Origin of the sequence: Natronobacterium texcoconense (assembly GCF_900104065.1) — an archaeon.
GTDB classification, from domain to species: Archaea; Halobacteriota; Halobacteria; order Halobacteriales; family Natrialbaceae; genus Natronobacterium; species Natronobacterium texcoconense.
This window is the reverse complement of record NZ_FNLC01000002.1, coordinates 768,096-788,340: the sequence shown is the minus strand read 5'-3', so window position 1 is coordinate 788,340 and position 20,245 is coordinate 768,096. Positions and strand designations below refer to the sequence as shown.

Annotated in this window: 20 protein-coding genes and 1 tRNA gene; 11 read left to right on the top strand and 10 right to left on the bottom strand. The window is 62.8% G+C overall.

From position 1 onward, the window contains the following. Positions 1–20 precede the first annotated feature (20 nt). Complete coding sequence (locus tag BLR35_RS11210; protein ID WP_090381741.1) at positions 21–1,082, bottom strand: zinc-dependent alcohol dehydrogenase family protein; 1,062 nt, start codon at positions 1,080–1,082, stop codon at positions 21–23. A gap of 121 nt (positions 1,083–1,203) precedes the next feature. On the opposite strand from BLR35_RS11210, the gene BLR35_RS11205 reads away from it, so the two are divergent. Then, positions 1,204–1,611 carry a hypothetical protein gene (locus BLR35_RS11205; protein ID WP_090381739.1) on the top strand — a complete coding sequence of 136 codons (408 nt, stop codon included), beginning with the start codon at positions 1,204–1,206 and terminating at the stop codon, positions 1,609–1,611. Between the two features lie 17 nt (positions 1,612–1,628). Here BLR35_RS11205 and BLR35_RS11200 read toward each other — a convergent pair whose 3' ends face one another. Beyond that, positions 1,629–2,990 (bottom strand): MFS transporter, encoded by a 1,362-nt coding sequence (locus BLR35_RS11200; protein WP_090381736.1) that lies wholly within the window; start codon positions 2,988–2,990, stop codon positions 1,629–1,631. Between the two features lie 231 nt (positions 2,991–3,221). On the opposite strand from BLR35_RS11200, the gene BLR35_RS11195 reads away from it, so the two are divergent. Together BLR35_RS11195 and BLR35_RS11190 are read left to right on the top strand one after the other, a co-directional pair. Beyond that, the gene (locus BLR35_RS11195) at positions 3,222–4,934 is read left to right on the top strand and encodes a PKD domain-containing protein (protein ID WP_090381734.1); all 1,713 of its coding nucleotides are present in this window, start codon (positions 3,222–3,224) and stop codon (positions 4,932–4,934) included. A gap of 114 nt (positions 4,935–5,048) precedes the next feature. After that, positions 5,049–6,017, top strand: coding sequence for a radical SAM protein (locus BLR35_RS11190; protein ID WP_090381731.1), 969 nt, complete (start codon positions 5,049–5,051; stop codon positions 6,015–6,017). A 27-nt stretch (positions 6,018–6,044) separates the two neighbouring features. Here the strand turns inward: BLR35_RS11190 and BLR35_RS11185 are convergent, their stop codons facing one another. Together BLR35_RS11185 and BLR35_RS11180 are read right to left on the bottom strand one after the other, a co-directional pair. After that, a complete protein-coding gene (locus BLR35_RS11185) occupies positions 6,045–6,287 on the bottom strand; it encodes a DUF5789 family protein (protein WP_090381729.1) in 243 nt (80 codons plus the stop codon). 131 nt (positions 6,288–6,418) lie between these two features. Continuing rightward, positions 6,419–7,384: a transcription initiation factor IIB gene (locus tag BLR35_RS11180; RefSeq protein ID WP_090382941.1), complete on the bottom strand. Its 966-nt coding sequence runs from the start codon at positions 7,382–7,384 to the stop codon at positions 6,419–6,421. Between the two features lie 87 nt (positions 7,385–7,471). On the opposite strand from BLR35_RS11180, the gene BLR35_RS11175 reads away from it, so the two are divergent. The 5 genes from BLR35_RS11175 to BLR35_RS11160 all read left to right on the top strand — a co-directional run bounded on the left by BLR35_RS11175 (position 7,472) and on the right by BLR35_RS11160 (position 13,200). After that, entirely contained in the window at positions 7,472–8,485 is a 1,014-nt protein-coding gene (locus tag BLR35_RS11175) for a DUF7961 domain-containing protein (RefSeq protein ID WP_090381727.1), read from the top strand. A gap of 173 nt (positions 8,486–8,658) precedes the next feature. Next, complete coding sequence (locus BLR35_RS11170) at positions 8,659–9,390, top strand: hypothetical protein (RefSeq protein WP_090381723.1); 732 nt, start codon at positions 8,659–8,661, stop codon at positions 9,388–9,390. A gap of 99 nt (positions 9,391–9,489) precedes the next feature. Beyond that, positions 9,490–9,612 carry a hypothetical protein gene (locus BLR35_RS21125; RefSeq protein ID WP_280139364.1) on the top strand — a complete coding sequence of 41 codons (123 nt, stop codon included), beginning with the start codon at positions 9,490–9,492 and terminating at the stop codon, positions 9,610–9,612. Next, positions 9,609–11,852 (top strand): AAA family ATPase, encoded by a 2,244-nt coding sequence (locus tag BLR35_RS11165; RefSeq protein ID WP_090381721.1) that lies wholly within the window; start codon positions 9,609–9,611, stop codon positions 11,850–11,852. Before BLR35_RS21125 ends, BLR35_RS11165 begins: the two co-directional genes overlap by 4 nt. Continuing rightward, complete coding sequence (locus BLR35_RS11160) at positions 11,845–13,200, top strand: hypothetical protein (protein ID WP_090381718.1); 1,356 nt, start codon at positions 11,845–11,847, stop codon at positions 13,198–13,200. The genes BLR35_RS11165 and BLR35_RS11160 overlap by 8 nt, the downstream gene beginning before the upstream one ends. 226 nt (positions 13,201–13,426) lie before the next feature. Here the strand turns inward: BLR35_RS11160 and BLR35_RS11155 are convergent. Beyond that, a tRNA-Val gene (locus BLR35_RS11155) sits at positions 13,427–13,501 on the bottom strand. 40 nt (positions 13,502–13,541) lie between these two features. Further along, positions 13,542–13,814 (bottom strand): DUF7553 family protein, encoded by a 273-nt coding sequence (locus BLR35_RS11150; protein WP_090381716.1) that lies wholly within the window; start codon positions 13,812–13,814, stop codon positions 13,542–13,544. A gap of 154 nt (positions 13,815–13,968) precedes the next feature. On the opposite strand from BLR35_RS11150, the gene BLR35_RS11145 reads away from it, so the two are divergent. Both BLR35_RS11145 and BLR35_RS11140 read left to right on the top strand, forming a co-directional pair. Next, the gene (locus BLR35_RS11145) at positions 13,969–14,619 is read left to right on the top strand and encodes a helix-turn-helix domain-containing protein (protein WP_090381714.1); all 651 of its coding nucleotides are present in this window, start codon (positions 13,969–13,971) and stop codon (positions 14,617–14,619) included. A gap of 56 nt (positions 14,620–14,675) precedes the next feature. Next, positions 14,676–15,011 (top strand): DUF7344 domain-containing protein, encoded by a 336-nt coding sequence (locus tag BLR35_RS11140; RefSeq protein WP_090381711.1) that lies wholly within the window; start codon positions 14,676–14,678, stop codon positions 15,009–15,011. A 28-nt stretch (positions 15,012–15,039) separates the two neighbouring features. Here BLR35_RS11140 and BLR35_RS11135 read toward each other — a convergent pair whose 3' ends face one another. Beyond that, on the bottom strand, positions 15,040–15,573 hold the full coding sequence (locus tag BLR35_RS11135; RefSeq protein ID WP_090381709.1) for a cob(I)yrinic acid a,c-diamide adenosyltransferase: 534 nt from the start codon (positions 15,571–15,573) through the stop codon (positions 15,040–15,042). A 125-nt stretch (positions 15,574–15,698) separates the two neighbouring features. Here BLR35_RS11135 and BLR35_RS11130 point away from each other — a divergent pair, with 125 nt between their 5' ends. Further along, entirely contained in the window at positions 15,699–15,881 is a 183-nt protein-coding gene (locus BLR35_RS11130; protein ID WP_090381706.1) for a DUF7838 family putative zinc beta-ribbon protein, read from the top strand. Between the two features lie 98 nt (positions 15,882–15,979). Here the strand turns inward: BLR35_RS11130 and gcvPB are convergent, their stop codons facing one another. The 3 genes from gcvPB to BLR35_RS11115 all read right to left on the bottom strand — a co-directional run bounded on the left by gcvPB (position 15,980) and on the right by BLR35_RS11115 (position 20,222). Continuing rightward, a complete protein-coding gene (gcvPB, locus tag BLR35_RS11125; protein WP_090381705.1) occupies positions 15,980–17,425 on the bottom strand; it encodes an aminomethyl-transferring glycine dehydrogenase subunit GcvPB in 1,446 nt (481 codons plus the stop codon). Beyond that, positions 17,422–18,759 carry an aminomethyl-transferring glycine dehydrogenase subunit GcvPA gene (gene gcvPA, locus BLR35_RS11120; RefSeq protein WP_090381703.1) on the bottom strand — a complete coding sequence of 446 codons (1,338 nt, stop codon included), beginning with the start codon at positions 18,757–18,759 and terminating at the stop codon, positions 17,422–17,424. The genes gcvPB and gcvPA overlap by 4 nt, the downstream gene beginning before the upstream one ends. Before the next feature lie 221 nt (positions 18,760–18,980). Continuing rightward, a complete protein-coding gene (locus tag BLR35_RS11115) occupies positions 18,981–20,222 on the bottom strand; it encodes an AI-2E family transporter (RefSeq protein ID WP_090381700.1) in 1,242 nt (413 codons plus the stop codon). Positions 20,223–20,245 lie beyond the last annotated feature (23 nt).

Here is a 20,245-nt window from a genome sequence, read left to right as displayed (position 1 = left end):
CTCCCGCCCCCGCCCGGGTTTCAGAACTCCGTAATCACTGGAATCCCGACCGTCTCGTAGTCGTCCATCGAGGCGAGCGTCTCCGGAACGTCCTCGAGCGACAGTTCTTCGCCGACGATCTTGCTGGGCTCGAGCGTCCTCTGTTCGATCAGGGTAAACAGTTCCTCGTACCGGGTTAGCGGCATGCCGAAGGAGCCACGGAAGTCGATCTCCTGCATCGTCATCGCGTCGACGGGGAGTTCGATCTCGCCTGCTTCCTCGCCGGTCGTGAGGCCGATCTGGACGTGTTTCCCGCGAGTTCCGAGACTCCGGATCGAGTTCCGGCAGGTCTCTTCGATCCCCAGGGCGTCGATCGAGACGTCGGTGCCGCCGCCCGCCAGTGCCTTGACCTCGTTTGCGGGGTTCTCGACGTCGGTTACATTGACTGTCTCGACGGCACCGAGTTCTCGGGCCCGCTCGAGTTTGTCGTCCCGGACGTCGACCGCGATCGGGTGGGCACCGACCGCGTCGGCGACGTGGATCGCCGAGAGGCCGACGCCGCCACAGCCGTGGACGGCGACGTAGTCGCCAGGCCGGAGGTCGGCGCGGTCGGCCAGCGCGTGATAGGCGGTCATAAAGCGACAGCCGAGGCCGGCCATCTCGACGAAGTCGACGCTATCGGGGAGTTTCACGCAGTTGAAATCCGCCTGTCGGACCGGGAACGCCTCCGCGAACGCGCCGGGCGCGATCCCCGTGAGTCCGAGCGGAACGACTGTCTCGCAGTTGTTGGCTCGCCCCTCGCGACAGTGCGGGCAGGTGCCGTCGCCGAGGTGGAAGGGGACGGCCACCCGGTCGCCCTCCCGGAGCGTCTCGACGTCCTCGCCGACTTCGGCGACGACGCCCGCGGGTTCGTGGCCGAGGATCTGCCCCTCCTGTACTGCAGCGCCGATCCAGCTCCAGTCGCCCTGCCAGGCGTGCCAGTCGCTGCGACAGACGCCACAGGCCTCGGTCTCGACGACGACCTGGTCCGGCTCCGGCTCCGGATACTCGACGTCCTGGATCGACAGCGGTTCGCCGTGGTCCTCGAGTACGGCAGCTCGCATATGGGTCGTGTTCTCGAACCACGTACAAAAGCCTAGTACCGCTGACTGATCCGGTGAGAATTGTCTGGTCTCCGGCGCAGCGGGCCGTACGTTTGAGGGGCCTCCGGTCGAACGACGAGGTATGACAGCCGATCGGTTCACGGTGTACGGCCTCTATCTCTCGCGGCCGGTTCACGAGCGTCTCGCCGAGTACCTTCACGAGGAAGCGGGCGTCCTCGACCTCGAGTCGTACTTCGACCCGTCGGACTCGACGATTTCGACAGGCGATCCCGGTGCCGAAGTGACCCACGAGATCGTCTCGACGGTCGTCGTCGAGTTCGCGACGCTGTACGATGACGCCGACTTCGCGGCCGCCGATGCCGTCGACCACGACGCGTTCGTGCTCACACACGTCGCAGCAGAATCGGGAACGGTAACCGCCGCCCGGGAGCGGTTCGAAGCGGCAGCGACGATCCAAGAGACGGACCTGCGGACGGTCCAGACGGCCGTACTCGAGGCGTGGCTCGAGCAGACGGAAGACGAGGCGTGACTCGAGGCACGTAGTCGTTACCACTCCGTGAGCGCGCTCGCCCCGTGTCGCCACGCGAGAATCGCGAAGAACGTTCCGACGCCGGTCAGCGCGAACGCACCGCCGACGTAGAACACCGACGCCATGCTCACCTCGTACATGAGCCAGCCACCGAGCAGCGGCGCGATAACGCTGCCCGGCCGCCAGACGAGTTCCCGGATGCCGAAACTCGAGGCGACGCCGCCGTCGTCGGTCCCCTCGTCGGCGAACAGTGCCATGCTCGCCGGCTCCCGGAAGCTATCGGCGACGCCGAGCAGCCCGGAGAGCGCGACCAGCGGGAGGAAGGCCGGGGAGACGTCGCCGAACAGCGTCACCTGAGAGGGAATCGTTTCGAGGGGGAACCACGCACCGAGCGGAACGGCGAGTCCGGCGAGCATCGCGGGGATGCCGACGACGATTTCGGAGGGTGCGCCGAGGGCCGCACCGATCGCCGGCGCGAACGGGACGGCGAGCGCGACCAGCCCGTAGGCTGCACCGCCGGCGAAGACGAACAGGGCGCGGCCATACCGGTCCGAGAGCGTGCCGGTGAACGGCTGACAGCACATGTTGGTGAACTTCTCGGCGACGACGGTGAGCGCGACCGCGAGTCCGCCGTACGCGAGCCCGCCTTCGGCCGCGGCGACACCGGCGAAGATCGGGATCCAGGTACGGACCAGCGTAACGGAGAACGCGTACTGGAACCGGAAACTCGAGACCGTGAGAATTCGGCGGTTCAGGGCGAGGTCAGTGAACGGAAAGCCCGCGACGCGGGTGACGTCGCGCTCGAGGTACCGGAAGGTACCGAGCCAGGCGACGAACATGATGGCGACGACGATCGCGAAGACCGGTCCGAACCCGAATGCCTCGTAGACGACGCCTGCGCTGAGGCTGCCAACGATCGACGCGGCGAAACTCGCGGCATTTGCTTTTCCGATGTAGTTCGCTCGCGTCCCGCCCGTCGCAATCTGGCCGACCAGTGAGAGCGTCATCAGGCCGGCACCGGTGACGACGATCCCCTGGAGCGCGCGGACTGCGATGAACGAGGCGCTCGAGTCGACCAGCGGGAATAGCGCGTAGACGACCATGCCGAATCCGAGCACGACGAGCAACACGGTTCGCTTGTCGAACCGATCGCCGGCCCAGGACAGCGGGACGATAGCGAGCGTCTGAACGAACGTGAACCCTGACGTGTAGAGCCCGACGATCAACCCGGCGCTGATCGTGACTCCGAGGACTGTCGTCCCCGACGGATCGAGTTCGTTGATGTAGTACGGTAACAGCGTGATCAACGCGACGAACCCGAACCCTTCCGCGAATCGCGTGAGATAGAGGGCCCAGAACTGACGGCGATTCTCGTCCACGGCCCTCGTTTTGAGAGGACCGAGAAAGTAGTTTCGAATCGAAATATCACGTTCGACTGACGATTACTGAGGCGCGACTCGAGATGCCGGCGACGGGTTTCCGCTCGTTTCGCTGACGGCGTCGCTTCGTTACTGTCGTTTCGGTACAATGTCGGCCACAATGATAATGTGTGGCTGGCCGACCACGTAGCAGTATATGCGACGTAGCGACGGCCCTTCCGGTGATGGGGAATGGTAGCCGACTCGAGTGGGGGTGACGGACCCGGCCGGCGCGGGCTGATCCGAGCGATCGGGACAGGTATCGGCGCGACAGTCGGGATCGCAGGCACAGGGGTTGCTGCCGGCGACCGCGACGAACCTGTCTCGGTAACGTTCGGGGACCAGCAGTCCGCGGGCGACGCGGTTACCGTCGCGATGGTCGTCACGGACGTCGACGTCGTCGTCACCGTTCGCCACGAATCGCGAGGCGAACTCGGCCGCACGGAGGTCGAGGCGGAGACGCTCGTCGAAGGCCTCGAGATTCCGCTCACCGAACCGATCGGGGCGGAGACGGAACTCGAACTCGCCGTCGACGCCTACCAGCGGAGTTCGGGGAACGGCCTCGCTCGCGACACCGCCACCGTCGCGTTCGACGGGAGTCTCGAGGTGGTCGCGGGCCTCGAGACACGACTCGTCGAGGCCGATCCGGACGCTGGGTTCGACTATCCCTACTACCTCTACGCGCCGGCCCGACTCGCCGATGCGGAAGCGACACCGATGCTCGTCGAGCCGACCAACACGGGAACGGCCACCGACGAGTTCGATCGACACCTCGAGGCTGCCGACCGGACGGTCGAGGACGGTATCGGCCGGGAGATCGCGGACGCACTCTCGAGTCCGTTTCTCGTGCCGGTGTTCCCCCGGCCACAGCGAAACCCCGTCAGCGGCGACCACTACGTCCACCAGCTGGACGATACGACGATGGCGATCGACGACGGCAACCTCGAGCGGGTCGACCTACAATTGCTCGCGATGGTCGACGACGCACGGAATCGACTCGAGGAGCGTGGCTACGCCGTCGACGACGGGATCATGCTGAACGGCTTCTCCGCGGCAGGGAATTTCGTCGATCGATTCGCCGCGCTCCATCCCGAGGTGGTCCGGTCGGTCACAGCCGGTGGACTCAACGGGATGGCGATTCTCCCGCTCGAGGAGGCAAAAGGACGCCGACTGGCGTACCATATCGGCGTCGCCAACCTCGAGGAGGTGACCGGCGAGCCGTTCGACCTCGAGGCGTTTCGTGAGGTCGATCAGTTCCGGTATATGGGTGAACTCGACAACAACGACACGATCCCGTTCGACGACGCCTGGACCGACGACGAACTACGGGAGACGGCGCTCGCAGTCTACGGTCACGACATCCAGCGCGAACGGTTCCCGTTCTGCAAGGCCGTCTACGACGAAGTCGGCGTCGACGCCGTATTCCGGAGTTACGAAGACGTGGGCCACACGCCTCGACCGGCGCGGGCAGACCTCGTCGAGTTCCACGAACGGAGCCTCGCCGGGGACGACGTCGACGAGATCCGGGCGGATCTGGGCGGCAACGTTCCGAACCTCCGTGCCTACATCGATCACGAGCCACGGGAGCCGAGTGTCGGTGAACAGGTCGCCTTCGACGCGACCCGGTCTGCCGTCTGGGACCGCGACCTCGTCGAGTACGAGTGGGAGTTCGGCGACGAGACGGCGACCGGCGACCTCGTCACCCACACGTTCGAGGACCGCGGTGCCCACAACGTCCGATTGACCGCGACCGACGACGCGGGAGAGACCTACGAGGACGTCGTCCAGATCCGCGTCGGGTCTACCCCTGCCGACGAGAAGCCTGGGTTCGGTCTCGCGAGCGGAATCGCCGCGCTCGGCGGGTTCGGCTATCTCCTCACGCGGCGACTCGCTCGAGACGCGTGAGTTCGTCTCCGTTCAACGCTCTCCTTCGACTGTGGATTCGTTTGCGGCCACAACTATCGTGGTGAATGGTACCTTGCAACACGCGTTTAGCCACCGATCGCGATAGGTCCTGACATGAGCACCGGCCACTCGACGACGCCAAACTACCACGACCTCGAGAACGAGGAGTTCGAGCGGCGAATCGACGACCTTCGAAGTCGATACGCCGACTGTGACCTCTGTGCTTACGACTGTCGCGTCGATCGGACGGCGGGAAACGTCGGCACCTGCCAGGTCGACGACACCGCCTACGTCTCGGCGTACTTCCCACACTTCGGCGAGGAAGAGCCCCTGAAGGGGCACAACGGCAGCGGGACTATCTTCCTCGCCAACTGCAACATGAAGTGTGTCTTCTGCCAGAATTTCGAGACCAGCCACGAAGCCGAGGGCGACCCCGCGACGGCCGGCGAAATCGCCGAGATGATGCTGGAACTCGAGGCGAACGGCTGTCACAACATCAACTTCGTCTCGCCGACGCATCACTCGCCACATCTGGTCGAGGCCGTCAAGATTGCCAGAGATAGGGGGCTCGACCTGCCGATCGTCTGGAACTGCGGCGGCTACGAGCGCGCCGAGATCGTAGAGCGACTCGAGGGGATCGTCGATATCTACATGCCCGACGTGAAGTGGGGCGACGACGCTGCGGCGGCCAAGTACTCGAAAGCACCCGGCTACTGGTCGAACGTCACCGATTCGTTGCGCGAGATGCACCGGCAAGTCGGCGACCTCGAGATCGACGATACTGGACTCGCGACCGAGGGTCTGCTCGTCCGTCATCTGGTCATGCCCAACCACGTCGAGAGCGCGAAACGGGTACTCGAGTTCGTCGCCGAAGAGATCTCCGAGGCGACGTTCGTCGATATCATGGCCCAGTACCGACCCTACTACAAGGCCCGCGAGGAAGAGTTCTACGACGAGATCAGCCGGCCGATCACCGAAGACGAGTACGAGGCGGTCGTCCAGCACGCGCGAGACGTCGGACTCGAGAACCTGTACCTGGATCGCTCGATGCTCTCACGGAACCGGAGCATCTTCGGTTGGTAGTGGAACTCACGTAGTTCGAACCCGTCGCTATCGATGCAACAGCCTCAGTATCCGGTTTTGGACCTCGTCGGCGGAGTCGTACGTTTCGTCGTCGATCGGCTCGAGTAGCTCCCGAAGAGTCGTCTCTCCGTCCTGGGACTGAACCTCGAACTCTCCGTGTTCGGCGATCAGGTCGTCAGTCGTCGTCGGATACTGGTGGGTCTCGAGGATCGAATCGAGAGTTCCGAGCTGGTCGTCCGCTGCGTTCTCCGCGGGGTTGTCGTTTGTCATGGATACTCGTGGTGAAGCGGTGTTCGGTAGTCGATGCTGTCGCTTCGCTCGACGAGTACTAGACGAACTGAACGTGGATAACCTCTCGGACCGTCTCCGAACTCGGACGACTTTCGTTAGTGTGGGGCCAGCTACTGAATCCCTAGCGCTTCGATCTGCTCCTGATACCGGTTTCGGATCGTGACCTCCGTCACCTGGGCGACGTCTGCGACTTCACGCTGGGTCTTCTTCTCGTGACAGAGCAACGAGGCCGCATAAATCGCCGCAGCAGCGAACCCCGTCGGTGACTTGCCGGATAACAGTCCCTGTTCAGTGGTCACGGTAATGATCTCGTTTGCTTTGGTGTGAACCTCTTCGCTCACCTCGAGTTCGGAACAGAACCGGGGGACGAACTCGTGGGGGTCGACCGGCCGCATTCCCAGATCGAGGCTCTGGGCGACGTACCGGTACGTGCGGCCGATCTCTTGGCGCTCGACGCGTGACACCTCGGCGACCTCCTCCAGACTCCGTGGGATTCCCTCTTTGCGACAGGCTGCATAGAGACAGCCGGTTGCGACGCCCTCGATCGACCGACCGCGGATGAGGTCCTCGTCGAGCGCCCGTCGATAAATGACGCTTGCGACCTCGCGAACCGCGCGTGGGACCCCCAGTGCGCTCGCCATGCGGTCGATCTCGCTGAGTGCCTGCTGGAGGTTTCGCTCGCCGGCGTCTTTCGTTCGAATGCGCTCTTGCCACTTGCGAAGCCGGCTCATCTGACTTCGCTTTTCGGCGGACAGCGAGTTCCCGGCGGCGTCCGCATTCTTCCAGTCGATCTGGGTGGTGAGCCCCTTGTCGTGCATCGCCTGCGTAATCGGTGCACCGACGCGGGACTTGCTCTGTCGCTCGGAGTGGTTGAACGCGCGCCACTCCGGGCCACGATCGACGTTTGGTTCCTCGACGATCAGCCCACAGTTCTCACAGACGAGTTCTCCCCGTCCGTCACTTTTGATCAGTGTATCTGTCTCACATTCCGTACACACCCGTTCCCCCGACTGGTGCGCGTCTTCTTCCGTTTCCGACCTCTCGCGCTCTCGCTGACGGGTGAGATTATTCGTCACGTACCAGTACTCGCCTTGCACACCCTTAAGGGCTCGCTGCCGCTGTGGTAATAAAGATTCATTTCACTCCTGGAAAATGTTCAGTTTATGTATCGGTTCATACCGGATAAAATAGACTACGAACGCGCAAACCACCAGGCCGTCATCCAGGGGGCCGACGACGTGGACGGCAAACGAATCGGAAACCTGGGCGAACTCGCGTTCGAGCAGTTCTGTCGCGAATACCTGCCCGTCGAGATGTGGGAGTGGAAAAACGAGGAAGCGATGCGGCGGTGCAACCCCGAGAGTTTCGCCGGTCACGACTTCGAGGTGTTCGGCTACGAGGTAGACGTGAAGACCTCTCGAGACGTTTCGGCGTTCCTGCCCGAGACGCTCGTCGAGCGCGATTCCGACGACGACATCGTGGTGATGGTCTGGCACCGCGACAACGAGGACAGTCTCATCATGCTTGGCTGGGAACGGGTCGAGACGCTCGAGTCGAAAGTCGAGACGGAAACGCAGTACTCGGGCGAGTCGCCGGCGAAACTCGACCACCTCGCGGCACGCCCGATGAACGAGTTACTCGAACTCGGACCGAACACCGCCCACATGAACCAGAAACCCGAGAACCCGTTCCAGCCGGGCGATCGAGTGGTGAAAGCCAGCGACGACGATCGGTCGGTTGGCGTCGTCATCGAGGTGTTACCGCCCGAGAAGAACACGAGCGCCTTCGGTCAGGAGATGGACGGCGAGGCGGTCCGGGTCGCGTTCCCGAGTTCGCTCGACGACGGGCCTGCCGACTGGCGCGAGTACCATCCGGCGATTCTGGCGTCGTACTGTGACGACACGGACATCAAACGCTGGACGTACAACCACGAAAACCTCGAGTTCGCACGGAACCCGTACGTTCCGGGGGATCGAGTGATCAAGACCAGCCACGACGATCCGAACACGGCCGTGGTGGTCGAACGTTCGGAGGGAAACGAAGTGACCGTCGCCTACCTCGGGGACTTCGAAGCCGAAGCCGTCTGCCCCGGAACGCTGGCCGGCCACTGCGAGGAAAACGGGATCAAACGCTACACGTACGACTGCTCGGAACTCGAGTTCGCACCGAGAGAGTAAATTAGCGTACGAGTCGGAACAGGGAGAGACGACTGGTCGGAATTTCTTTAGGAACCTCTTCCGTAGGTGACACCCAGACGAGATGGGACGTCGACGGCCTCGAGCGACGACCAATCGGACTCGAGGCGCGCCGGCGAATTACGAGACCTGTAAACGGCCGATCACCGACCGCAATGACCCAGAGTAGCCTCACCGATTACAGCCAGGACGACCGTCGCGCCGGCCAGCTCGTCGGCGTCGTCCAGCGGTTCGTCGAATCCTTCATCGCCCGACGGGAGGGCGGACAGCTACACACCCTCCTCGAAGGCGAGTGCGTCAACGGCGTCGTCCTCGAGCAGTCGCCCGAAGAGTTCACCCGACGCGAACTCGTCGACCCGTGTCTCGAGGCGCTTGGCTACTCGGACGCCGATTCGTCGGTTCGGCTTCGACGCGAGCCGTCCGACTACCCCACGGTCGATCGATCCCGGCCCGAATACGAACTGCTGGGTGTCGACGACCGCCTCACCTGTGTCCTCGAGGTGACGGCCATCAACCGCGAACGTCGGGAATCACCGGGGGCAGCGACCGAGGCGATCGCTGGCTACCTCGACGACGAAGCGTTTCGCGAGGCGGCCGGCGACGACGGCGTGCTGGCCGCCATCGGGACGGACGGCTTCCAGTGGACGCTCTGGCTCGCCGACCTCGAGACCGAACGCGTCTACGAGGACGTCACCCGCGGCTCCATCGTCGACCCGATTGCCGATATCGTGGAGATCGAACGGCCGAAGGGTGTCGGAAGTACGGAAGCGAGACACAAACGGATTACCGCACGGAAGCGACTCGAGTCGCGGCTGGTTCGAGGGTTTTCGCCGGAGAATCTCGTGGCGGGAGTCGTGGATACTGTTGAGCGGCTCGAGGACGCGTAACTCGATTGCAACCGTCTGTCTCGGTCTCGAGTGAGTGATGTCGGGTGCGTCGTATCCGAGGGCCGTACATTCATAAGATGTGAGTGTATCCATCGCCGTATGACTCTCCAGCAGATTACCGCGACGGATATCGCGGGCTGGGACTCTCTCGAGACCGCGGTAGGTTCGTTCGAGAAGCACGAACCAGAACAGTCACGATCGGCAGGTGTCACGGAGCTATGACCGACGAGGACGTGACAGCGTGGTTCACGGAGGACGGCGAGCCGACGATCTATCAGGTGCCAGTGAAGACTGGCGACGGGCCGATTCGGACCAACTTCGAACGAACCGTTCTCGAGGGAGTGAGACGGGAGTGCCTCGAGAACATCTGTGACGTACCGGGTGACCACGACACGCTACGTGTGTGGGGAAATCAGGAAGACGAGCCAGCCGACGAGGGCGATTACTTGCTGTTTGCCGACCGAAACGGCCGTAGAGACGGATCGTACACGACGTTGGCCCGAATCGCTCACGCGACCGTCCTTGACGAGGACACGGCCGAAACGTTCACGCAGGTCGTCGGCTGGGGAGAGGTCACCGACGAATCGTTCCCGCACGTAATGTTTCTCGAGCCGATCTACGAGGCCGAACTCGACCGTGCGGAGTTCTGGGACACGATCGGGTTCAAGGGCTGGCCGAACGACACCTTCAGCGCGATCAACTTCGATCGAAGCGGATCGAGCTTCTCCTCCGAATTTTCCTCCGTCGAGGCGTTCCTCGAACGGATCAAGGGTGAAAAACGGTATCCGGTCGTCACCGAGGACGAACCTGATCAGTCGACGATCGTCGATCATCCACTGACGAAGCATATCGAAGCAACGGAATCGACCGTCTACAAGTTCACGGCACCGCCGGACTACTGGCTCACGGCACTCGAGTACAGTTCGGTCTCGTTCGAGGACCGGAGCAACTGGAGGCAACTCGAGTCCGGCGACGTCGTGCTCTTTCACTCACGGGCCGAACCGTCGAACCCCGATCTTGCCGACCAGACGAGCGGGCTGATCGGGGCTGGAATCCTCGGCGAGAAGTTCGAAAAGGACGAGCCGTGGTGGGGCGACGAGTACACGGACGAAAAGGAGTTCCCGCTCGTTGCGAGTTTCGATCGGGTGTTCTGGTGTGGCTCGGTAGAAGAGATCGACACCGCCCGTTCACTCGAGGAGAAAGACCGCGACGTGATCGGCCGCGAGATAGCTGCTCTCACGGCAAACTGTCTGCCTATCGAACGGGCAAACGGGATTTGCACGGACGTCTCCGGCACCGAGTTTCCGGTCCAGTCGACGTTTGCAGCGTTCCGAACGGAGGACGGCGAACCCGATCGCGAGCGACCGGTAACGCTGATCGAAGCTATGGCCGCGGAGTTGGCCGATGCATCCCCGGTCAACGTCTACGACACGTTCGACGGATCGATCCCGGAGGAGATACTCGAGGGACTGTACTTCAGAAACGACCAGGGGCGAAAGATCCTCGAGAGCATCTCGACTGCGCTCCGTTCAGGTAAGCACGTCCTCCTGACTGGGCCGCCGGGAACTGGAAAGACCGAAATCGCAGAGCGGGTCTGTAACTATCTGGTCCGGACACACCCGCATCTCTACACGGACTTCGAAATGACGACTGCGACCGCGGACTGGTCGACGTTCGACACCGTGGGCGGATACATGCCGGGCGAGTCCGATACGGGACAGGAGAACCTCTCGTTCAAACCAGGTATCGTTCTCAATCGGCTCAAGGACAGCGATACGGGCACGCAGTCGAACGAGTTGATCGTCATCGACGAACTCAACCGAGCCGACATCGACAAGGCGTTCGGCCAACTCTTCACGCTTCTCTCCGGACAATCAGTCCAACTCCCCTACACCGAGAACGGTCACGAAATCGAACTCTCGACGGCCGAGCGATCGAACGGGGCTCCTGCAGCCCACCAGTACCACGTCCCGAGCTCGTGGCGCATCTTCGCGACGATGAACGCGTACGACAAGACCTCGCTGTACGAGATGAGTTACGCGTTCATGCGTCGGTTCGCGTTCGTCAGAGTCCCAGCGCCTCGACTTCCCGAAAGCCAGGCCGACGAGGAAATACTGGAGGACATCGTCTTCGACTACGCTGATAGCTGGAACATCGACGTCGGTCGGAAACAGGCGATGGCCGTCGGGCGCGTCTGGCGTGAGACGAACCACGCAATCGACGAACGAGCGATCGGACCGGCGATCATCGAAGACGTTCTCCGATACGTCTCCCATCACCCAGAAGCGGAACTCGAGTATCATCTCACTCAGGCCGTCATCAGCTACGTCTTCCCGCAGCTGGAGGGGGTTCCGAAACGAAAGCGAATCGTTCGTCGGATCGCAGCCGTTCAGGACGTCGACGAATCGTTACTCGAGCGAGCAGCAGGAGAGATGCTTCAGGTTCCGCTCACCGATGAATAGAGACGAACTGCTCGAGGAGCTCACCCAGGACATCCTGGCATACGCGATGCATGGGAGCTTTCCCGAACGCGAACTGGCGAAGTCGATCAAGCCCGAGCAGCTAGACGAGCGGTTCGAGGAGTACGAACTCCTTCTCGATCTCCATTTCATCCTCAAGGAGGACGTCGTCTCGTTCGTCAGGGAACTGCCGAAACAGCTCCGCAGTGTTCGAACGGAAACCCGGACGCGGTCACGAACTCGACGCGGAACCGTCGACGGCCGAATCAACTGGCAGGACACGATCGAGAAACGATACTCCGACTATCCTCGAGATAGTTCGATCTTCGTCTGTGAGAATCGATCCGAGGATTACGACATTCCGGAGAACGTCGTTCTCAAACACCTCATCTCGGTCGTTCACACTACGATTCAGGAGGCAGAACAGTATCTCCGTGGCGAGTACGAGTGGGTCAGCGAGACGTGGAACGGCAACGAGAATCTGATCGACGAGTTGCAGCGAATCGTCGAACGGAACGTTCACGTCCGACGGATTCGAGATCCGGAAGCGTACGAACCGACCGAGCGTATGCTCACGACTGCCGCGAACTCGCGACACGATCTCTACCGGAACGCCGCGTCGCTCCTCCGCTCTCGACAGGAACTGTTCCGAGGCGAACCCGACGCGATTCGAACGCTGCTCGAGGAAACGGCGATCGCACCCGACGACACGGACTCGCTGTTCGAACTGTTCGTCCTGTTCCGGTTCGTCGCGACGCTCGAGGAGCTACGGGAGACCCAGCCCCAGTTCAAGACGATCGCCACGGACCGACAGGAGGTTGCACGGTTCGAAGGCGACAAGGAGATCGTCCTCTACCACGACAACTCCGCCCGAGACCGCGATCTGTCCTTTCTCGCCGTTCCCGAGGAGGACAAAGACGAGCTGTCGCGAACCGAGAAGGTTCAGCTCACCGCCCAGGAAATCGCGAGCGACTACTTCGGCCGAGAGTTTCGAAACCACACCGGTCGACCCGACATCATCGTCCTCGAGATCATCTCCGAGAACGGCGACCACGAGTACCTGATAACCGAAGTGAAAAACAGCACGAACGTCGATACGATACGACAGGGAGTCAAGGAGACGCTCGAATATCTCGCGTTCCTGCGTGTCAACGAGGAATTCGTCTTCGAGCACAAGAGCGACCCCGATGCCCAGAACTGCTTTGGCTCGGGGTGGAACGGTCTCCTTGTCGTTCAGGATCTCGAGTCCGATACGGCTTCGCTCGGTGATCAAGCCGACAAGCCGATCACGATACTCCAGGCGTCGGAGCTAGAGCGGGATCTCGAGGTCGTTCTTCGTGAAGTCGTGTGATTCTCGCCTCTCGGCTGTAATTCGTCTGATTCAAATCTGCCCGATAACCCACTATTTCTGTCGCGAGCAAATTCGTGAGCGATAGGATCGTGACGTTGGGCCAGATTTGAACAACGTCGAGACGTGCTCGCTTCGCTGCGCCGTCTCGCCTCGTTCAAATCTCCCATAACAATTTTTCGAGCGACGTGCTCGTCGCTACGCTCCTCGCAAGTTGTCGCTCGAAAAATGGGTTGGGGCAGATTTGAACTGCCGACTTCCTCCGTGTGAAGGAGGTATCATAACCGGACTAGATCACCAACCCGCAGGCTGTCGTACCCGCGCGTCCGACTTAAGACTTCCTTTCACCGGTCGGCCGACTGCTCCTCGGATCGAACGCGGGCGACCTGTTCTCGAGCGCTCGAGACGCGATCTCGAGCTTCCGTCTCGACGCGCTGACCGACGGTTTCGAGGCGGCTCGGTTCTTCTATTTCTTCTTCGGATTCCGTTCCCCGACCGACCAGCACTCGAGCGCGGTGTTCGGTCGTCTCGAGAGTTTCCTCGAAACCGAGTTTTGCGTGTTCGCCGGCTCGTCGGAGGTAGTACAGGCTGTCTTCGAAGTGGTTGCGTGCGTTCATCTGCACCGATGATAGGTCTCGAGAGAATAAAGTCCTTTCGCGAAGGTCAGAAAATCTGCCAGACGAGCGCTCGCGACGTTGTACCGATCAGATCACGTGACTGAACCGGACTGTATTGAACTCATTTATAAATGTGTATGCTAATCAGTTTGGTATGCTGGTCGCCAGGTACGTCGTGTCTTCTACGATCCTCCAGAGCACCCTGGCCGAGTTTTCCGACGTTTTGCTCAGACACGCAGCACAGTACCTGACCGACGAGGGTACGATCCGCCTGCTGTTCTGGGCGTCGGGCGTCAGTCAGGAGCGGTTCGAAGACGCCCTCGAGGACGATTCGACGGCCGCGGAGTTTCGTCGACTGGACGAGACGGACGACCGGAGTTTCTATCGAGTCGATCTGACGGAAGAGGGCCATCGACAGTCCACGTTTCCGATGTGGTCTGCGGACGGCGTCGTCCTGCTCGATGCCCAGGGGACGAACGACGGCTGGCGAGTCCGGATGCAGTTTCCCGACCGATCGACGCTCGTCGAGTACCGACGGCGGTACGTCGACAACGGCGGCACGTTTACGCTGCTCTCCTTGTACCGGAGTGAAGACCGCGATAACGGACTCGAGGCGACACTTTCGTCGACCCAGCACGAAGCACTGCTGACGGCGTACGACTCTGGGTACTTCGAGGTCCCTCGACGAATCACCCAGACCGAACTCGGGAATCGGCTGGGGATTTCATCGCAGTCGGTTTCGGAACGGTTACGTCGGGCGGTTTCGGCGTTGATCGAATCGATGTTTCCGAGGGACCGCACTTAAAAGCCTGACTTGGAAGGCTCCCCTCCCACGACAATGACCGTGGGAAACCCGAATGGATGTCACATCCTGGAACCATCGATACGGTGTTAGAAGCGCTCGCCGACTATCGCCGTCGGAAAGTCTGTGAGTATCTCGTACGGGAGGGAACCTGTATCGAGACCGCAGACGTCGTCACACATCTCTCTGCGGAACTGTCTACGTCGAGTACTGCGTCCCCGACGTCGAACCAGCGTCTCGAGGTCGGTCTGCATCACGTTCATCTGCCCCTGCTGGACGACGCGGACGTGCTCGAGTACGATGACCGGGCGAACAGCGTCGAACCGGACCGGAACCTGGCTGTCGCCGAGACGATCCTCGAGGCAGTACCGGAAAACGCAGCTGAAACCGCATAGATCGCGGCCCTAGGCCGTATCTTGCCCGTCAGTACTGCGGCGCTTCTTCCGTTTCTCCGTCGCGCTGGTTGACCACGCGAGCCAGCGTAAACAGGCCATCCGAGAGCCGATTCAGGTACTGGACGGCCTGTTCGTTGATCTGTTCTTCCTCCGCCAGCTCGACAGCTCGACGTTCGGCGCGTCGACAGACCGCGCGGGCGTGGTGGAGCCGCGAGCCGTGATTCGATCCCGACGGGAGGATGAAGGAGGTCAGCGGCTCGAGTTCGTCGTCGTGGTCGTCGATCCACTCCTCGACGGTCTCGACGTGCTCCTCCCGGATGACGGGATCGTCCTCCTCGGGGTCGGGGTTGGCGAAGTCGGCCTGGACGACGTGGAGGTGGTTCTGGATCGTCCGGAGCTGGTCGTCGACGTCGTCGTATCCCGTCGGACGGACGCTCCCGAGCAGGGCGTTGAGTTCGTCGACGGTGCCGTAGGCCTCGATGCGGGGACTGGTCTTCGACACCCGGCTCATGTCCCGGAGGTCGGTCTCGCCATCGTCGCCACGTCCTGTGTAGATCGGCATGGCTGGATCGTCGCCCGGCAGTTACTTAACAGCTAGCCGACGGGAGACCCGCCCTATGGCGGGGTATCCTGGCGAGCGCGACCGATGACGAAAGCATAAACTCACTCCGCCCACAACCCCGCCGTATGGCCCTAGAACTCGACCACGACTGCCCCGACTGCGGGGGAGAGAAGACGTTCTACCGTGCGGCGAGTACGACGCTGCACCTCGGTGAGAAAGTCAAGTGGCACTGCCCGGACTGTGACTACGGCTTCGTCCGCATCGGCGACGACGGAACCGCAGTCGACTCGAGCGCTGCGCAGTCGTAGCGATCGATCGGCGTCCCGGTCCGATTCTGCCGTCTCTCTTCGACTTCTGGAGACACGTCACTCGAGCGATCGACCGAAAAAGAACCGTTCGCTGCCAGTTACTCGCCGTCCTCGAGCGTATGCCAGGACAGCTGTGGATCTCGAGCCGCGTTCGTCTGGTCGATCCGCCGTGCGGTCGTCCGCTCGGGAGCGGCCTCGAGCGTCTCGTCGTCTTCTTCGGCGACGGCGTCGAACGCTGCGGCGAGGCGGTCCAGCGTATCCTTGCTCTCGACTTCCGTCGGCTCGGTCATCAGCGCCTCGGGAACGATCTCGGGCCACTTGGTCGTCGGCGGATGGACGCCGTAGTCGAGCATCCGTTTGGCGACGTCGGCGGCGTCCTGGTCACCGGCGCTGGCGACGAACTCGTGGTGGAACGGCTCGTAGGGGACGTCGTAACCGATCTGGCTCGCGAGGTAGTTCGCGTTGAGTACCGCCTTGGCGCTCGCATCCGCCAGTCCTTCGTCGCCGAGGCGAGCGATGTAGGCGAACGCCTTGATCAGCACGAGCCAGTTGCCCTGGTAGCCGTGGACCTTGCCGATGGTGTGTTCGGGATCGAACAGTTCGTAGTCCGCGTCGCCCTCGGCTTCCCGGACGCGGGGCGCCGGCAGGAACGGCTCGAGTTTCTCTGCGACGCCGACGGGACCCGCACCGGGGCCACCGCCGCCGTGGGGCGTCGCGAACGTCTTGTGGACGTTGTAGTGCATCACGTCGAAGCCCATGTCGCCCGGACGAGCGCGGCCGAGCAGGGCGTTGAGGTTCGCCCCGTCGTAGTACAGCAGGCCGCCGACGTCGTGGACCATCTCCGCGATTTCCGTAATATCGCGCTCGAACAGCCCGAGCGTGTTCGGGTTCGTCAGCATCAGCGCTGCCGTGTCCTCCGAGAGGGCGGCCTCGAGCGCCTCGAGGTCGACGCGTCCTTCGTCGTCGCTTGGCAGGGAGACGACGTCGTAGCCGCCCAGCGCGGCGGTCGCGAAGTTGGTCCCGTGGGCGCTTTCGGGGATGATGACCTCGTCGCGGTGGTCCTCGCCGTTGTGTTCGTGGTAGGCCGTGGCGACGCGGATGCCGACGAACTCGCCGGCCGCACCCGCTGGCGGCTGAAGCGTGACGGCGTCCATGCCGCCGATCCGACCGAGGTAGTCCTGCAACCGGTACAGCAGTTCGAGAGTGCCCTGGACCGACTCCTCCGAGCGGTCGGGGTGGACCCCAGCCGAGGGGAGCGCCGCGACGTCCTCGGTGAACTTGGGGTTGTACTTCATCGTACACGACCCCAGCGGGTAGGGACCGGTGTCGATCCCGTAGATCATCTGGGAGAGTCGCGTGTAATGACGAGCCAGTTCGGGCTCGGAGAGTTCCGGCAACTCGAGGGAGTCCCGGGTAAGGTCGTCGGGTAGCGGCGAGTCGTCGTCGACGTCGACCCGCGTCAGGTCCTTCTCGGAGAGCAGCGGTTCGTACTGGCCGTCCTCGACGTAGCGAGCCTGATCGTATCGAACCTGTTCGTCGCTCATCGTACCACCTCCGAGAACGTCTCGGCGAACTCATCGATTTCCTCGTCGCTTGCACCCGCAGTGCAGATCTGGATCTCGTGGTCGTCGACGACGTGGACCGCGAAGCCGCGGTCCTCGAGATCCGCGGCGACCGTCGCCGCTGGCTCGTCGACTGTCGCGACGAACTCGCGGAAGTGCCGCCGGTCGTGGACCGGTGCCGTGACGCCCTCGAGTTCGTCGAGCCGATCTGCGAGTTCCTCGGCCCGCCGAACGCCGCGTTTCGCGAGATCGACCATCCCGTTGGGGCCGAGGGAGGCGGCGTGCATCGCGGTTCGCAGGGCGACCCACGCCTGGTTCGTACAGATGTTACTCGTCGCTCGCTCGCGTCGGATGTGCTGTTCGCGGGTCTGCAGCGTCAGTGTGTAGGCACGGCGGTCGGTCGCGTCGTCGCTGGCCCCGACGAGTCGGCCGGGCACCTGCCGGAGGTAGTCCTCACGACAGGCAAAGAGGCCGAGCCCCATCCCGTAACTCGTCGGCAGGCCGAGGACGCTGGCGTCGCCGACGACCACGTCGGCACCGACGTCGGCCGGCCGCTGAAGCAGCGACAGTGCGACCGGATCCGAGCCGAGCACGAACAGGGCGTCGCTCTCCTCGGTGAGGTCGCCGATCTCGGCGAGTCGCTCCTCGATCGTTCCCCGGACCGTCGGATTCTCGGCGTAGACCATGACGACGTCCTCGTCGACGGTCTCCTCGAGCGCCCCGAAGTCGACGCCGCCGTCTTCGGTTGGGTACTCCTCGACGACGAGGTCCGTGCCGGCGACGTAGTTCTCGAGCGTGCTTCGCCGACCGTCACGCAGGAGGTCGGGGACGAGCACGCGCGTCCCGCTGGTCGAGCGGACGCGTTCGGCCAGCGTCGCGGCCTCGCCAAGTGCCGTCGCAGCGTCGTACATCGAGCAGTTTGCGATCTCGAGGCCGGTCAACTCGACCAGCAGCGACTGATACTCGAACAGTGCCTGCAGGAACCCCTGGGACACTTCGGGCTGGTACTGGGTGTAGGAGGTCAGAAACTCCGAGCGATCCGCGAGGTGGTCGACCACCGACGGCACGTAGTAGCCGTAGTGACCGCGCCCGAGCAGTTCGGTGAGGTCGTCGTTGCGGTCGAGTATCGATCGGACCAGTTCCCTGGTCTCGCGTTCAGTTCGCGTGTCGATGCCGAACTCCCCGTCGAACTCGACTGCGTCGGGGATGTCGAACAGTTCCTCGACTGTGTCGGCGCCGACGGCCTCGAGCATCGCCGCCTGTTCGTCGTCCGTATGGGGAGCGTACGGACTCCCCGTCGTCTGTGATTCGGTCATGGGTTGTGGCTGTCTCGTTCGACTGCAGATGTGGTTTCGCGTCCGATTCCGACTCCGCCCTCGGAACCACCGGTAGCGTCGACTGTCTGCCCCCGCCTGTGGAGTACGCGGCTGTCGATTCGAGACACGATATACGGGGATAACAGCCAGGGGATAATTAACGCACCCTTTCGGACGCGGCTCGTTCGCATGGGGACTTGTACCGAACGGGTATCCGACGGCTATGGAGCGGAGTCGGGATCGGTCGCCGTATCCGTTCCGAGTTCGGTCTCGTCTGCGTCGGACTCGTCTTGTTCCTCTAGCGCCGGATCGACAGTGTCGTCGCTCGGCGATTCGTCGTCGGAATCCGGTTCGTGCCGCTCGGTTTCGTCGTTCAGCGACTCGCCGGCTGCCTGCGTGGACTGGCTCGTTTCTGCCGGAGTGTCGGCCTCAGTCGCTCGATCCCACTGCTCTCGAACGTAGACGTCGACCGTGATTTTCGCACCGCCGAGGACGACGGGACCGACGAACAGGCCGACCGCGCCGAAGACGATGATCCCGCCGAAGATACCGACGACGATAATCGCGGAGTTGAACGCACTCGTCCGGCCGATGAGCGCGGGGCGCAGGTAGGTATCTGAGGCGCTGACGATCGAACCGTAGGCGACGAGCCCGGCCGCCGCGATGGGCCGACCGGCCGCAACCAGATACACCGAGAGTGGCACCCAGACGCCAAAGGCACCCACCAGCGGGAGCAGTGCAAGGACGAACGTCGCGACGGTCAGAAAGACCACCGCGGGAACGTCCAGTATCGCAAGCCCGATACCGAGTGCGATCGCCTGGATGATCGCGACCGCAACGTTACCGACGACCGATGCCCACATCAACTGGTCGTAGCCCGCGAGCAATTCCCGCTGGATCTCGTCTTCGATCGGGACGACCTCCCGAATCCAGCTGATCAACCGTTCGCGATCACGCAACAGCGCGAACAGTACGAAAAGCGTCACCGTGAGTCCGATCAGGATTCCCGGTAGGCCGCCAACAATCTCGAGACCGCCCGTAGCCAGCCCCTGGATCCCCGTCGTGATCGGTTCCTGGTACTCGCCGTACATGCCGGCGAGATCGACCGGATACCCCGTCGCCTCGAGACGTGCCTCGATCGCTGCCACGTCGAGGTCTCCTTCCTGGATTGCCTCGACGACTTGCAGTGCCTCGCGGAACGCAAGCGCGAGTACGTACGCGACCGGGAGCAAGATCGCGAGGATCGCAACTGCGACGAGGACGCCGGCAGCGATCATCGACCCCACGTACTGCTCGAGACGACGCTGGGCAGGCACGAGAATGTACGCGAGGACGATCCCAAGCAGGACGTACTGGACGTACGGCAGGATGACGAGCGCTGCCAGCACGACCGTTGTGGCGACGAGGGCGGCGAGCCCCGGGCGGTCGAAGTCCCACGAGGGTAGGTCGGGCCTGTCTGCCATACCCTGTCGTATGCGCTACTCTG